Here is a 14,230-nt window from a genome sequence, read left to right as displayed (position 1 = left end):
CTCCGATGCCCTCGATCCTCGAGGTCGACGTCGCCCAGCCGGAGGGATTCCGCCCGCTCTCGCTCGATCTGCGCACACCCGGCGCCGCCGGCGCGCCCCTCGTCGTGTTCCTGCACGGCGGGGGGTGGCGACGCGGCAGCCGCAAGGTGTTCACGCCCGGCATCGGCGACGCCCGGTCGTTCGACCGCATCGTCGCCGCAGGGTTCGCGGTCGCCTCGTGCGAATACCGACTGAGCGCCGAAGCGCGCTTTCCGGCGCAGCTGGACGACGTGGACGCCGCGCTCGCCTGGCTGCAGGCCCACGGCGCCGAACACGGAGCGGATGCCTCGCGCATCGTGCTGTGGGGGGTCTCGGCCGGTGCGACGCTCGCCGCCCTGGCGGGACTCCGCCGAGACGACATCCGCGGCGTCGTGGATTGGTTCGGACCGGCCGACCTGTTCGCGATGGCCGAACACGACACCGGCGAAGCGCCCGAGGACACCCGGGAGGCGCAGTGGCTGGGTGGCCCTGCAGCAGATCGCCCGGAGGTCGCACGTCTGGCTTCGCCGGCGCTGCAGGTGCGCGCCGGGGCGCCCCCGTTCCACATCGCGCACGGCACGGCCGACGAGCACGTCCCCTTCGCGCAGAGCGAGGCGCTGGCCGCGGCCCTGCGTGCGGTCGGCGTCGGCGTCGAGCTCCGCCCCGTTCCCGGCGGCAGACACTTCTGGGAGGGGCTCGATGACACCGACGTGGTGTTCGATCGGGCCATCGACTTCGTCGCCCGCGTCACCGGGCACAACCGAGAGGATCACCGATGACCCGAACGCATGACGTCGCACTGGAAGGTGGCGGCTACGACTTCCGGGTGCGGGTCTACCCGGCCCGCGAGCCGAACGGCGCACTGCTGGTGTGGCTGCACGGCGGCGCATTCATGTTCGGCACGCTCGAGATGCCCGAAGCGGACCAGGTCGGCCGGCGCCTCAGCGCGGGCGGTGTCACGGTGGTGTCGGTCGACTACACGCTGGCGCCGCTGGACGCCCTCGAGGTGCTCGGTCCGCCCGACCCCGACGCCGACATCCCGTCTCCCGAGCAGATCCGCGCCGAGATGGAGGCCGCCGGTCCCCGGGCGCGATTCCCCGTCGCCGGCTTGCAGATCGTCGCCGCCTTCGACTGGGCCGTCGCGAACGCCCGCACGTACGGCGCGGACCCCGAGCGGGTGTCGCTCGGCGGCGCGAGCGCCGGCGCGAACCTGTCCGCCGGCGCCGCGATGCGGCTGCGCGACCGCGGCACCACGGCGCCACGCGTGCTCGCCCTCGTCTACCCGTCGCTCCACGACGGCATCCTGACGCCGAACGACGAGACCGCCGAGCTGTTGAAGGACGTCCCTGCGGCACATCTGTTCACGCCCGAGAGCCGGGACGCGATCAACCGCAACTATCTGCCCGACGGCCACGACCCCGAGGGCTACGCGTTCGCGGGCGGCCACGACCTGGCGGGCCTCCCCGAGGTGCTGATCGTCAACGCGGAGCTCGACAGCCTGCGGCCGTCGGGCGAGGCCTTCGCGGCCGAGCTGGCCGCAGCGAGCGTCGACGTCCGCGTCGTGCGCGAGCGCGGCGCGATGCACGGCTACCTCAACGAGATCGGGCATCCCGCCGCGGAGCACACTCTCGCTCTGCTCGCCGAGACCCTTTCTCCGCCGAGTGACCGCGTCCTCGCCGAATGACCACGGTGTCGGCGCCGAGGACGTGGTCTCTCGACGAGATCGGGGTTACTCGACGAAGCGTGGGGCGCCGGACTCAGGTCGAGCGCAGCAGGCGCGAGATGTCGTCGGCGGTCGCCTGCAGGCGTGTGAGCAGCGGGCCGCGCAGCGCGGCGACGTCATGACGCGACGACGCGACCGCGATGTTGATCGCCGCGGCGGGCCTGGAGGCATCCCGGCCGAAGACCGGCACCGAGACCGAGCGCAGGCCGGCGGCGACCTCCTGATCCTGCAGCGAGTAGCCCTGCTCGCGGATCTCGGTGAGCCGCGCGCGCAGCTCGTCGAGCGACCGGGCGGCGTTGGGGCCGGCATCCGCCCCGAAATCGTGGTTCGAAAGCGCGGCGGCCAGCTCGGCGTCGCTGAGATACGCGAGCAGGAGCTTGCCCATGGAGGTGTACGCCGCGGGCAGCGTCGAGCCCACCTGGATGTTCGCGGTGACGAGGTCGGAGTTGCGCAGGCGCGCGAGGTAGAGCACCTGGTCACCGACCAGCACGCCGAGGTTCACGGTCTCGCCGGTCTCCTCGGCGAGGTGGCGGAGGGGCTGCTCGCTGAGCTGGACAAGGCTCGACCCGCGCAGCGCCGCCGACCCGAGGAGGAGCACCGCCACTCCCGGCCGGATGCTGCCGTCGGGCAGCCGCTCGAGATAGCCGCCCTCCTCGAGCGTCGCGACGACGCGGAACGCCGTCGGCATCGGGATCCCGGTGCGGTCGGAGACCTCGCGCAGCTTCAGCGACGTCACGGACTCGTCGAAGAGCCGAAGGACGTCGAGGCCTTTCGCGAGCGCCTCGATGCGGTAGCGGCTGGCGGTCTTCCCGGGTGTGTCGGCCGCGGAGTCGGCGTCGTCTCGGGCGGGCGACTCATCCGGAGTTTTCATCGTGTGAAACCGTATCTGCTGGTCTGGATGCCGGCAATGTCAGGGCCGCACGCGGAAGACGCGCAGCTGCAGGGCGAGCGTGGCGTAATAGCCCACGAGCACGGTGAGCTCGAACACGCCTTCGGCGCCGAGAGCCGCGGATGCCTCGTCCCAGGCCTCGTCGCTGAGATCACCGTCGAGCAGCCGCATGGTGGCGACCGCGACGACCGCGTCGACACCCGTGAACGACGTGATGTCGCCGTCGCGCAGCGCGCTGAGCTCGGGCGGGGTGAGGCCCGCCGCCGATCCCACGGCTTCGTGCGCCTCCCGCTCGAACTCGCTGTCCCACCGGGCGGCCACCAGGAGGATGGCGATCTCGCGGGCACGGCCTGTCAGGGTGCCGCGGTAGCGGAGGGCGGCTCCCACGCTCTGCAGGGCGGCGCCCAGCTCGGGGGCGAGCAGGAAGGCGTTGAACGGCCCGCGCAGCGAGCCGTCGGCGCGCGTGAGCGCGAAGTGCTGGGGTCCCTGCGCACGCGGTCCGCTCGCGATGGCGTCGTAGAGCTCCCGCTGCGCGCCGGTCAGCGCCTCCGGGGGGAACGGTGGCACGCGCTCGGTCATCGGCTCGTCCGTTTGACGGATCATGGGGATCAGTATACGTTCATTCAACGAAACCAACTTTCATTTAGTGAACTGAGCGAGAGAAGTGTCATGGCGGACACCATTCCCCAGCGGGGCGTCGATCCCGACTGGCTGGGCCTGAGAGGCTCGCGCGTCCTCGTCGCCGGAGCCGGCGGCATCGGCGGCGCGTGCGCTCTGGCGTACGCCGGGGTCGGGGCATCCGTCGCCGTCGTCGACCGCGATCAGCGTGCCCTCGATGCGCTCGGCACGCACCTGTCGGAGATGAGTGCCCGCCACGAGCTGATCCAGGCGGACCTCACCGAGCACGGGGCGGGGGAGCGGGTCGTCGCGGACGTCGTCGAGCGGCTCGGCGGCCTGGACGTGCTGCTGCACGCCGTCGGCATCAACGACCGGCGCCCGATCCTCGATTTCACCGAGGACGAGTGGGACCGCATCCTGCGCGTCAACCTCTCGTCGCTGTTCGGGCTCGCGCAGGCCGCGGGTCGGCACATGGTCGCGCAGGGGCATGGGCGCGTCCTGGCGCTGTCGAGCGTGTCGGGGCTGCTGGCGCACCACTCGCACGGCCCGTATGCGGCCTCGAAGGGCGGCATCAACCAGCTGCTGCGCGTCATGGCACGCGAGTGGGCCTCGGCGGGCGTCACCGTCAACGCGCTGGCTCCCGGCTACATCGAGACGCCCCTGACCGCCGGCCACCTGTCCAAGCCGGGCAAGCGCGAAGAGCTCGAGAGCCTCGTGCCGGCGGGCCGGCTGGGCACCCCGGACGAGCTCACCGGTCCCGCGCTCTTCCTGTCCTCACGTCATGCCGAATTCGTCACCGGCCATGTCATGTACATCGACGGCGGACGCACGCTCGTCTGAGCGCGCTCGACGATTGGAGAACCCATGACCGACCCCACATCCCAGATCTACCCCCGCTTCGCCGGCAAGACGGTGCTCGTCACAGGAGCCGGCACCGGCTTCGGCGCCGAGATCGCCGTGCGCGCCGCGCAGGAGGGCGCCAAGGTCGCCGTGCACTACCGCTCGTCGAGGGCGGGCGCCGAGGCGACGCTCGAGCGCATCCGCGAGGCGGGCAGCGACGGCATCCTGGTGCAGGCCGACATCGGCTCGTGGGACCAGATCAAGCGCATGGCCGACGAGGTGTTCGAGGCCTTCGGGGTGCTCGACGTGCTCGTCAACAACGTCGGCGACGTCTCGAGCGAGCAGATGTCATGGCGCGACCTCACGCAGGAGGCCCTCGACGCGGTCGTCGACGTCGACGTGAAGGGCACGCTCCTCATGACGCACGAGTTCGGCGAGCGGATGCTCGAGCAGGGCCACGGCAACATCATCAACGTCGGCTCGACCGTCATCGTGCGCGGGTCGCCTCGCGCGCCGCAGTACGCGGCGGCGAAGTACGCCATCCTCGGCATCACCAAGTCCTACGCAAAGGTGCTGGCGCCCGCGGTGCGGGTCAACACCTTCGCTCCGGGCTTCATGGAGACCGAGCGTCTGCTCCAGCGCGAGGACTGGAAGAGCGGCCGGCGCGAGGTGCTGATCTCGCAGACGCCGATGGGCGTCATCCCGCCGCCGGAGTTCGTCGCCGGCACCTGCCTGTGGCTGGCGACGGATGAGTCCGCACACCTCACCGGCGGCTACCTGCTCGCCGACGGCGGCTTCAACATGGTCGGCGCCTGAGCGCCGCCGGACGACATCAAGGAGAGAACGAACGATGAAGCTCATCACCTTCGACGGCGGCCGGGTCGGCCGTCTGGAACTCGAGGAAGGCGTCGTCATCGAGCTCGACGTGCCCTCCACCCGCGAGTACTTCGAGCGCGGCGGCCAGGTCACCGAGACCGGCGAGCGCCTCGCCTACGCCGACGTGACGCTCGAGGCGCCCATCCGCCCCAAGAAGTTCTTCCACACCGCGGGCAACTTCGCCGACCATCACAACGAGCTCGAAGCCGTCAACTGGTCGCACCCCGTGCACAAGGGCATCGTCTTCTTCCAGAACGTGGACGCGATCATCGGTCCGGACGACGACATCGTCTACCCCGATCACCTCACGAAGGAGATGGACTACGAGCTCGAGCTCGCGATCGTCATCGGCAAGTCGGGCAAGTTCATCGGCCCCGACGAGGCCGACGACTACATCGCCGGCTTCACCGTGTTCAACGACATCTCGGCGCGCGACATACAGCGCAAGGAGATGGAGTCGGGCGTCTTCTCGTTCTCGAAGGCGATCGACACGTTCTGCCCGATCGGCCCGTGGATCGTCACGCGCGACGAGGTGCCCGACATGCACGAGCTGCCCATGCAGCTGCGCGTCAACGGCGAGGTGCGCCAGCAGGGCAACACCAACCAGACCCGCATCAGATTCCCGCACCTCGTGGCGTACCACTCGCCGCAGATCTACAGCGCGGGCGACATCATCACGACCGGCACCATCTCAGGCGTCGCGGCGATCCAGGACAACCCGTTCGACTTCTACCTCAAGCCGGGCGACCAGATCGAAGCCGAGATCACCGGCATCGGGACGCTTCGCAACCGGGTCATCTCGTGGGAGGACCGCTACGGCGAGCCCGCTCCGCAGCGGGTCGACTGGTGAAGCTGGCCAATCTCGGCGGGCGCGCCGTCGTCGTGACAGAGGACCGCGCGGTCGACGTGCACCGGGCTTCGGCGGGCCGGTTCGGTCCCGACCCGCAGTCGCTGTTCGACGACTGGGCGTCGTTCGCGCAGTGGGCCTCGACGGCGACGGATGCCACGCCCGAGGCATCCGTCACGCTCGACGTCGCGGCCCTCGGCGCCCCGGTGCCTTGCCCGCGGCAGGTGTTCGCGATCGGTCTGAACTATGCCGAGCACGCGGCGGAGGCGGGATACCCGCCGGATTCGATGCCGGTGACGTTCACGAAGTTCCCGTCGTCGATCGTGGGGCAGGATGCCGTGGTCGAGCTGCCCGAGGGCCACGTCGACTGGGAGGTCGAGCTCGTCGTGGTGATCGGGCGCGAGGCGCACCGGCTCGAGCGCGAGCAGGCCTGGGATCATGTCGCCGGCCTGACGATCGGGCAGGACCTGTCGGAGCGCATCACGCAGCTGCAGGGCACGGCGCCGCAGTTCAGCCTGGGCAAGTCGTTCCCCGGTTTCGGTCCGACGGGCCCATGGCTCGTCACACCGGACGAGTTCGCCGACCGCGACGACCTCGCGATCTCGTGCCGCCTCTCGGGTGAGAGCATGCAGTCCTCGCGGACGTCGATGATGCTCTACGACGTGCCCGAGCTGCTCGTGCGGCTCTCGGCGGTGTGCCGGCTGCTGCCCGGCGACATCATCTTCTCGGGCACGCCGGCGGGCATCGGCAACCGCCGCACGCCGCCGCGCTTCATCGGCCCGGACGACGTGCTCGTGAGCGAGATCGAGGGCATCGGCACGCTCACCACGCGCTTCACCGTCGGCGACTGACCCCTGGACCCATGACCCCCTACGGCCTGCGCGTCGAACACCTGCACGCGCCGATCGGCGTCGGCGCCCGCGAGCCCCGCTTCTCGTGGCTCGCCGACCACGTCCAGGACGCCTTCGAGCTGGAGGTGTCGACCGGTGGACGGGTCGTCTGGGCGAGAGGCCCGGTGGACGGCCCGAACGGGGGACTCGTCGCCTACGCGGGGGAGCCGCTCGCCGCGAACAGCGCCTACCGGTGGCGGGTGCGCAGCCGGTCGCCCGAAGGCGGTTGGTCGGAGTGGGCGGCGTCGACGTTCGAGACGTCGCTCCTCGACCCCGCGGACTGGTCGGCGGCATGGGTCGAACCCGCGCAGCAGGAGGCCGTCGTCGAACGGTGGAGCATCGTGGACTGGGTGCGCGGGCTCGGCCCCCACACATCGCCGGAAGAGCGGCTGCGACCGCCGCAGCTGCTCCGCCAGCGCTTCGACGTCGGCCCCGGCGTGGCCAGGGCGCGACTGTTCGCCGCCGCGCGCGGGGTCTACTCGCCCGTCGTCAACGGCGCCCGCGCGGACGACCAGGTGCTCGCCCCGGGATACGACAGCTACGAGCACCGCATCTCGTTCCAGGCCTACGACGTCACCGCCGCGCTCACCGAGGGCGAGAACGTGCTCGGCGTCGCGCTGGCCGACGGCTGGTGGGCCGGCCGAATAGGCCTCACCGGCTCGAGTGCGCAGTTCGGCCGCCGCACCTCGGCGATCTGGCAGCTGCACATCGACTATGCCGACGGCACGACGCAGGTCGTGGCATCCGGCTCCGACGTGCGCAGCGCGACAGGGCCCTGGGCGTACGCCGACCTGTTCGTGGGCGAGCGGTTCGACCGGCGTGCCGAGCCTGTCGGGTGGGATCGTCCCGGCTTCGACGACGGCGAATGGATGCCGGTGGCAGAGGTCGGCGCCGACCACCACGTGCTCGTGCCGTTCCGCGGCGAACCGATCCGCCGCGTGCGCGAGATGCCGGCGGTCTCGCTCGTCGACACCGATCAGGGCACCATCGTCGACTTCGGGCAGGTGCTTGTCGGCCGCGTACGGCTGAGACTGCGGGAGTCGATGAACGGACAGCGGATCGAGCTCGAGCACACCGAGACGCTCGCCGCCGACGGCTCGTGGTTCGCGAACATCGTCGGCATCAACAAGGAGCAGACGGACGTCTTCGTCGCCGACGGGGGACCCGACGAGTGGGAACCGGCGTTCACTTTCCACGGCTTCCGGTTCGCGAGGATCAGCGGGCTGACCGCGCCGCTCGAGCCCGAAGACGTGGTGGCTGTGGTGCTCGCCAGCGATCTGGAGCAGACGGGCTCGTTCGTGTCTTCCGATCCCCGTCTGAACCGGCTGCACGAGAACGTGGTGTGGAGTCAGCGCGGCAATTTCCTGTCGGTGCCCACGGACTGCCCGCAGCGGGAGCGCGCCGGGTGGACCGGCGACATCCAGGCGTTCGTCGGCGCCGCGACGAACAACGCCCTGGTGCTGCCCTTCCTCTCGCGCTGGCTCGAAAATCTGCGTGCCGACCAGCTGCCCGACGGGCGGATCCCGATCTTCTCGCCGCGCTCGCCGTTCGACGCCGAGGCGGCGGACGCCGCGCAGGGCATCGGCTCGATCGTCGCGGCAGCCGGCTGGAGCGACGCCGTCGCGATCGTGCCGTGGACCCTCTACGAGCGCACCGGCGATCGCCGCGTGCTCGACGAGAACGACGACGCGATGCTGCGGTGGGTCGAGTACCAGCGCGCGACCGCCGCGGCGGAGCTGCCCGAGGCGCTCGCCGGCGCCGGGCTGTCGGATGAGCGCCGGCGTGCGCAGGCGCTGCTCTACAACACCGGCCTGCACTTCGGTGACTGGCTGACGCCGAGCACGATGGAGGGCCGCCCGACGCACGAGGCGATCGGCGTCGCCCCGGCGCTCACGAGCGAGTACCTCGCGCCGATGTTCCAGGCGCAGACGCTGACGATCGCCGCACAGGCGGCGGCGGCTCTCGGACGACCGGCGGATGCCGCGGCCTTCGCCGCACGGGCGGCCGAGGTGCGCGCCGCCTTCGCCTTCGAGTACATCGACGCCGACGGCGACCTCCCCGTGCGGCTGCAGGGCGTCTACGTCGTCGCGCTCGCCTTCGACATGGTCCCGCCCGAGCTGCGTGCACGCACGGCGGCGCGGCTCGTGGAGCTCATCCGGGAGCGTGGGAACCGGCTCGACACCGGGTTCCTCTCCACGCCGTACCTGCTCGACGTGCTGTGCGACCACGGCTACGCCGACGTCGCGCGCACGCTGCTGTGGCAGTCCGATGCGCCGTCGTGGCTCTACGAGGTCGACCGCGGCGCGACGACGGTCTGGGAGACGTGGGATGCGATCTCGCCGGAGGGCGCCATCCGGCCCATGTCGTTCAATCACTATGCGCCGGGCAGCGTCGACGACTGGCTGTACCGCCGGGTCGCCGGCATCCGCTCCACCTCGCCCGGCTTCCGTACCGCGGCGATCGAGCCCGGCTTCGATGCCGGGGTCGAGTGGGTGCGCGCGCACATCGGCACGCCGTTCGGGCGGCTCGCGGTCGAGTGGACCCGCGCGGCGGGCGCGGGGACGACACGCGGAGGGGTCATGGGCACCGTCACCGTCGACGTGCCGTTCGGCGTCACGGCGCACCTCGTCGCGGGTGGGGTCGACGTCGCGCTCACACCGGGGCGCAGCACCCACATGATCGAGCTCGGGGGACGGTGACACAGCCGGCGGATGTCGCCCCGTAGGTGCCGCGCCTCCTCCACAGGGCGGTCCTGCACCCTCTGGATCGGTGGTTGTCCACAGGGGTGAGGAAAAGACTTCTGATCTGGGCTTCGAATGTCGGTGGCTCTCATCAGAATGGGTGCATGACGAACCTCGCCGCCGCCCTCACGGCGCTCGGCGACGCGCTCGCAGAGCGTGTCGCGGCGGGATTCGGCGACGACGGACTGCGGCTGGCAGACGATGACGAGCTGCTGGCGACGCTCGCTGCGGCCGGGCGACTCCGCAGGGGTGCCGAGGCCCTGCTGGCGGAGGCGGTCGCCCAACTCATCGAGCGGGATGAGGAGCGCGCACATCCTGACCGGCTGACCGCGCGGAACGGATGCCGGAACGCCGGCGAGCTCATCCAGCGGGCGACGCGGGTGTCATCGCGCACCGCTGCCGAGGTGCTCGCGACGGCGAAGGCGGTGCGACGGTCCACGTCGCTGTCGACCGGCGAGGCGTTGCCGGCCGAGTTCCCGCACCTGCGTCTCGCGCTCGCGGCGGGTGCCGTGGGCATCGACGGTATGGCCGCCGTCGTCAGCGCATTCCGCGGGTGCGGTGCGGGTCGTGGCGAGCTGCTGGCGGCAGACGAGGAACTCGCTGCCGCGGCCTGCGGTGAGGGAGCGGATGCGGCGCCGCCGGCCACAGCGGACGACCTTCGCGCGTTCGCACAAGTGTGGGCTGCCGATCTCGATCAGGACGGCGACGAGCCGGCCGAGTCGCGCGCCATGCGAAAGCGGGGACTCACGATCGGGCGGCGAGGAGAAGACGGGCTCGTTCCGGTTCGGGGTGGTCTCCTCCCCGAGGTCGCAGCGCAGCTGCAGCTCGGGTTCGACAGTGTGCTGAACCCGAAGGTGGACGACGTGCAGGGGCCGTGCTTCTCAGAGAGCGATCCGAGCGATTGCGACGACTCGGTAGGGGGCGCGGCGGACCGCCGAACGCCTGCCCAGAAGCGGCACGATGCGCTGGCCGTGCTGCTGACGGCGGCCGCGGCATCCGGTGAACTGCCCATGCTCGGCGGCGCCGCACCGACACTGGTCGTGTCGGTGCGCGAACAAGACCTCGCGTCGGGGCGCGGGTATGCGCACCTCCCCGGTGACGACGAGCCGGTCTCGATCGCCGCGGCCCGGCACATCGCCTGCGCGGGCGCGGTGCAGCGGGTCGTGCTCGGCGCGGCCGGCCGGATCGTGTCGATGCGGACGCTCGATCGGGTCTTCAACCATCACCAGCGCCGGGCCATCACCCTGCGTGACGGCGGATGCCTCATCCCCGGGTGTCAGGTGCCGCCGCAGTGGTGCGAAGTGCATCACGTCGAGGAGCATTCGCGGGGTGGGTCGACGCACACCGACAACGGGGTGCTGCTGTGCTGGTTCCACCATCGCACCATCGACTCCGGCGGGTGGCAGGTGGCGATGGTCGAGGGGGTGCCCAACGTGAGAGGGCCGGCGTGGTGGGACGCCCAGCGGACCTGGCGGCCGGTGACGAGGTCGCCGATCCGACGGCGCGAGCGGATGGCAGTGCGGCAGACGTGACCGCGTCGCGCCCTCGTACCGCGCCGCCTCAGCGCACGCCCGCCTCAGCGCACGCCCGCCTCAGCGCACGCCCCGCATGAGCCGCAGCACGGGCTTCACTGCGGCGAGCAGCGCGAGGCCCAGCACGATGGCGATGCCGCCGAGGATCGTGAAGTAGGGCACCTCGTCCTCGGGGTTGTAGAACTGGGCGAGCCAGCCGGCGATCGCGGTGCCCAGGGCGATGGACAGGAAGTACAGCGCGACCATCTGGGTGTGGAACCGCTCGGGTGCGAGCTTCGTCGTCACCGAGAGCCCGGGCGGCGAGATGAACAGCTCGGCGATGGTGAACACCAACAGGATCAGCACGATCGCCAGCAGCGGCGTCGAATTCGGCGCGCCGTTCGCCCAGGGCAGGAACAGCAGGAACGCCACGCCCATGATCATCGCGCCGAGCGAGAACTTCATCGGCGCCGACGGCGCGCGATCGCCGAGCCTCGTCCAGATCGCGGCGAACACGCCGGAGAGGATGATCACGAACACCGGGTTGATCGAATTGACCCACGACACCGGCATCTCCCACCCGAGGATCGTGCGGTCCAGCTGCTTGTCGGAGTAGATGGTCAGCACCGTGAACTGCTGCTGGTACAGCGACCAGAACCCGACGTTCACGACGAAGAGCGGGATGAACCCGATCACGCGCGACCGGTCGTCCGCGCCGATCGCACGCGAGGTGATGATGACCGAGAAGTAGGCGATCGCCGCCACGAGGGTGACGAGGATCACGATGCCCGCCAGGTTGTCGGCGCGGATCACCCCGGTGAGCACGAGAATGACGAGAACCAGGATGCCGGCGACCGCGACGCCGATCATGAGGCCGCGACGGTTCGCCGGCAGCGGGTTGGCGACGACGCGCGACGACGCGGGGAGCTGCTTCCGCCCGAACGAGTACTGCGTCAGCCCGATCGCCATGCCGACCGCCGCGGCGCCGAACCCCCAGTGGAAGCCGACGCTGCTCTGCAGGAACCCGGTCACGATGGGCCCGAGGAACGCACCGAGGTTGATGCCCAGGTAGAACAGCGAGAAGCCGGCATCCCGGCGCGGGTCCTTCGCCGAGTAGAGCGTGCCGACGACGGCCGTCGCGTTCGCCTTCAGCCCGCCGGAGCCGACGGCGACCAGGATGAGGCCGACGCCGAGCCCCCACACGCTCGGCAGCAGCGCCAGCGCGATGTGGCCGGCCATGATGACCCAGGCGCTGAAGAAGAGCACGCGCTCCGAGCCGAGCAGGCGGTCCGCGACCCACGCTCCGAGGATCGTCGACAGGTACACCGTGCCGCCGTACGCGCCGACGATGCCCGTCGCCGTCGCCTCGGGAATGCCGAGCCCGCCCTCGGACACGGAGTAGTACATGTAGATGAGCAGGATGCCCTGCATGCCGTAGAAGCTGAACCGCTCCCACATCTCCACGCCGAAGATGTGCGCGAGCGCCCACGGCTGCCCGAAGAACCGGGAGTCGTGGTCGGCGCCGTCGTCGGCGGACGTCGCCGCCGCGTCCGTTCCGCTGCGGGCCGCTGCCGTCCGCGACGCCGCGCCGGTGTCGCCCGGCGCCGCGCCCGTGTCGCCGGCGGCCGCGGTGGCGCCGTCGGGCGGGCCGACCGGGACCTGCTCGCGTCGGCTCTCGGCATCCCGTGCGCCGTCCCCGAGCAGTGCGCCCTCGCCGTCGTCGAACCCCTGATCGCGCTCGTCCATGAGCTCGCCTCGCTCCCGTCGCCCCCCGGTTTCCCCGTCAGGGTAGCGGGCACCGCCCGCGCGCGGGAGGGGTGCCGCTCACTCCGGGAGGGACGGATGCCGCTCCTGCGGCGAGTGATGACGCGGGATGAACAGCGCCACGAGGAGGGCGACCACCGCGGCCGCGCCGCCGAGCAGGAAGGAGACCTGAAAAGCGGCCGGGCCGGGGACCGCCACGCCGTCGAGGTCGACCACGTAGGTGGCCAGCACCGCGCCGACGACGGCCGCGGCCGTGCTCGTGCCCAGCGAGCGGAACAGCGCGTTGAGGCCGTTCGACGCGCCCGTCTCGGACTGCGGCACGGAGCGCATGATGAGCATCGGCATCGCGGCATAGCCGAAGCCGATCCCGAATCCGATGCCGATGTTCGCGACGAGGATCTGCCACACCTCGCTCGCGAACAGGAGCGTGAACCCGTAGGTCAGCACGAGGGCGATGGCGCCGAGCACGAGGAGGAGCTTCGGCCCCATGGTGCGCGCAAGGCGCCCCGAGAACGGCGAGAGCACCATCATCACCAGGCCCGCCGGCATGACCACGAGGCTCGCGGCGACCAGCGACAGGCCGAAGCCGCCCACCGTGGCGGGCAGCTCGAGCATCTGCGGATAGACGACGTTCGACGCGAACAGCGAGAAGCCGAAGGCGATGGACGTGATGTTCGTCAGCAGCACCGGCCGACGCGCGGCCACGCGCAGATCCAGGAGCGGCTCGGCGATGCGCAGCTCGTACCAGCCCCACACCAGCAGCACCAGGAGGCCGCCGAGACCGCTGACCAGCGTGGCGGGCGACGTCCAGCCCCACTCGTTGCCGCGCGAGATCGCGAGCAGCACGCCCAGCAGGCCCACCGCGAGCCCGGCGGTGCCCACGTAGTCGAACCGCCCACCCGTGCGCAGCGCGCTGACGGGCACGATCCACAGCACGAGCGCGAACACGACTGCGCCGAGCGCGGCCGAGACCCAGAACAGCACGTGCCAGTCGCTGCGCTCGGTGATGAGCGCGCTGATCGGGAGGCCGAGCGCGCCGCCGACGCCGAGCGTCGCGCTGATGAGCGCGATGGCCGAGTCCACCCGGTCCTCGTGCAGCACGTCGCGCAGAATCGAGATGCCGAGCGGGACGACGCCGGTGACCGCTCCCTGGAGCGTGCGCCCGATGATCACGCCGATGATGCCGGTGGATGCCGCGGCGATGACCGAGCCGACCACCAGCAGCGCCAGGAGCACCAGCACGATGCGGCGCTTGCCGTACATGTCGCCCAGGCGCCCCGCGATGGGCGTCATCACCGCGGCTGCCAGGAGCGTCGAGGTCACGACCCACGCGGTGTCCTCGCGGCTGGCGTCGAGCAGCTCCGGCAGCTTGGACTGGATCGGCACGACCAGCGTGAACATGAACGACGAGGCCAGGCCGGCGATCGCCAGGACCGCCACGATCGCGCCCTGGCGAGGCATCCGGGTGAGTCGGCTTCTCGCGTCCTCATCACCCGTGTGCATCAGTTCAGGC

General features: G+C 71.1%; 12 protein-coding genes. 8 read left to right on the top strand and 4 right to left on the bottom strand.

Annotated elements, in window-relative coordinates; all coding sequences use genetic code 11:
* Positions 1–5: 5 nt before the first annotated feature.
* Together ACWGUG_RS01275 and ACWGUG_RS01270 are read left to right on the top strand one after the other, a co-directional pair.
* Positions 6–797, top strand: coding sequence for an alpha/beta hydrolase fold domain-containing protein (locus ACWGUG_RS01275; RefSeq protein ID WP_452323579.1), 792 nt, complete (start codon positions 6–8; stop codon positions 795–797).
* Positions 794–1,702, top strand: coding sequence for an alpha/beta hydrolase fold domain-containing protein (locus ACWGUG_RS01270; RefSeq protein ID WP_452323578.1), 909 nt, complete (start codon positions 794–796; stop codon positions 1,700–1,702). The genes ACWGUG_RS01275 and ACWGUG_RS01270 overlap by 4 nt, the downstream gene beginning before the upstream one ends.
* A gap of 73 nt (positions 1,703–1,775) precedes the next feature.
* Here the strand turns inward: ACWGUG_RS01270 and ACWGUG_RS01265 are convergent, their stop codons facing one another.
* Positions 1,776–2,612: an IclR family transcriptional regulator gene (locus ACWGUG_RS01265; protein ID WP_336394342.1), complete on the bottom strand. Its 837-nt coding sequence runs from the start codon at positions 2,610–2,612 to the stop codon at positions 1,776–1,778.
* Between the two features lie 39 nt (positions 2,613–2,651).
* Positions 2,652–3,233 (bottom strand): carboxymuconolactone decarboxylase family protein, encoded by a 582-nt coding sequence (locus tag ACWGUG_RS01260; RefSeq protein ID WP_228479375.1) that lies wholly within the window; start codon positions 3,231–3,233, stop codon positions 2,652–2,654.
* A gap of 66 nt (positions 3,234–3,299) precedes the next feature.
* Between ACWGUG_RS01260 and ACWGUG_RS01255 the strand changes: the two genes are divergently transcribed.
* The 6 genes from ACWGUG_RS01255 to ACWGUG_RS01230 all read left to right on the top strand — a co-directional run bounded on the left by ACWGUG_RS01255 (position 3,300) and on the right by ACWGUG_RS01230 (position 10,974).
* Positions 3,300–4,088 carry an SDR family NAD(P)-dependent oxidoreductase gene (locus tag ACWGUG_RS01255; protein ID WP_452323577.1) on the top strand — a complete coding sequence of 263 codons (789 nt, stop codon included), beginning with the start codon at positions 3,300–3,302 and terminating at the stop codon, positions 4,086–4,088.
* Positions 4,089–4,112: 24 nt separating this feature from the next.
* Positions 4,113–4,904 (top strand): SDR family NAD(P)-dependent oxidoreductase, encoded by a 792-nt coding sequence (locus tag ACWGUG_RS01250; RefSeq protein WP_194396789.1) that lies wholly within the window; start codon positions 4,113–4,115, stop codon positions 4,902–4,904.
* 34 nt (positions 4,905–4,938) lie between these two features.
* Positions 4,939–5,814, top strand: a complete 876-nt coding sequence (locus ACWGUG_RS01245; protein ID WP_452323576.1) for a fumarylacetoacetate hydrolase family protein — start codon at positions 4,939–4,941, stop codon at positions 5,812–5,814.
* Positions 5,811–6,662, top strand: a complete 852-nt coding sequence (locus ACWGUG_RS01240; protein ID WP_452323575.1) for a fumarylacetoacetate hydrolase family protein — start codon at positions 5,811–5,813, stop codon at positions 6,660–6,662. Before ACWGUG_RS01245 ends, ACWGUG_RS01240 begins: the two co-directional genes overlap by 4 nt.
* A gap of 11 nt (positions 6,663–6,673) precedes the next feature.
* The gene (locus tag ACWGUG_RS01235) at positions 6,674–9,400 is read left to right on the top strand and encodes a family 78 glycoside hydrolase catalytic domain (protein WP_452323574.1); all 2,727 of its coding nucleotides are present in this window, start codon (positions 6,674–6,676) and stop codon (positions 9,398–9,400) included.
* A gap of 146 nt (positions 9,401–9,546) precedes the next feature.
* Positions 9,547–10,974 (top strand): DUF222 domain-containing protein, encoded by a 1,428-nt coding sequence (locus ACWGUG_RS01230; RefSeq protein WP_452323573.1) that lies wholly within the window; start codon positions 9,547–9,549, stop codon positions 10,972–10,974.
* A 60-nt stretch (positions 10,975–11,034) separates the two neighbouring features.
* Here ACWGUG_RS01230 and ACWGUG_RS01225 read toward each other — a convergent pair whose 3' ends face one another.
* Positions 11,035–12,699, bottom strand: a complete 1,665-nt coding sequence (locus tag ACWGUG_RS01225; protein WP_452323572.1) for a peptide MFS transporter — start codon at positions 12,697–12,699, stop codon at positions 11,035–11,037.
* Between the two features lie 78 nt (positions 12,700–12,777).
* On the bottom strand, positions 12,778–14,178 hold the full coding sequence (locus tag ACWGUG_RS01220; protein WP_336395040.1) for an MFS transporter: 1,401 nt from the start codon (positions 14,176–14,178) through the stop codon (positions 12,778–12,780).
* Between the last annotated feature and the right edge of the window lie 52 nt (positions 14,179–14,230).

Source organism: Microbacterium sp. NPDC055455 (genome assembly GCF_053619935.1).
Note: the sequence above shows the minus strand (reverse complement) of the source record. Positions and strands in the feature narration are given on the sequence as shown.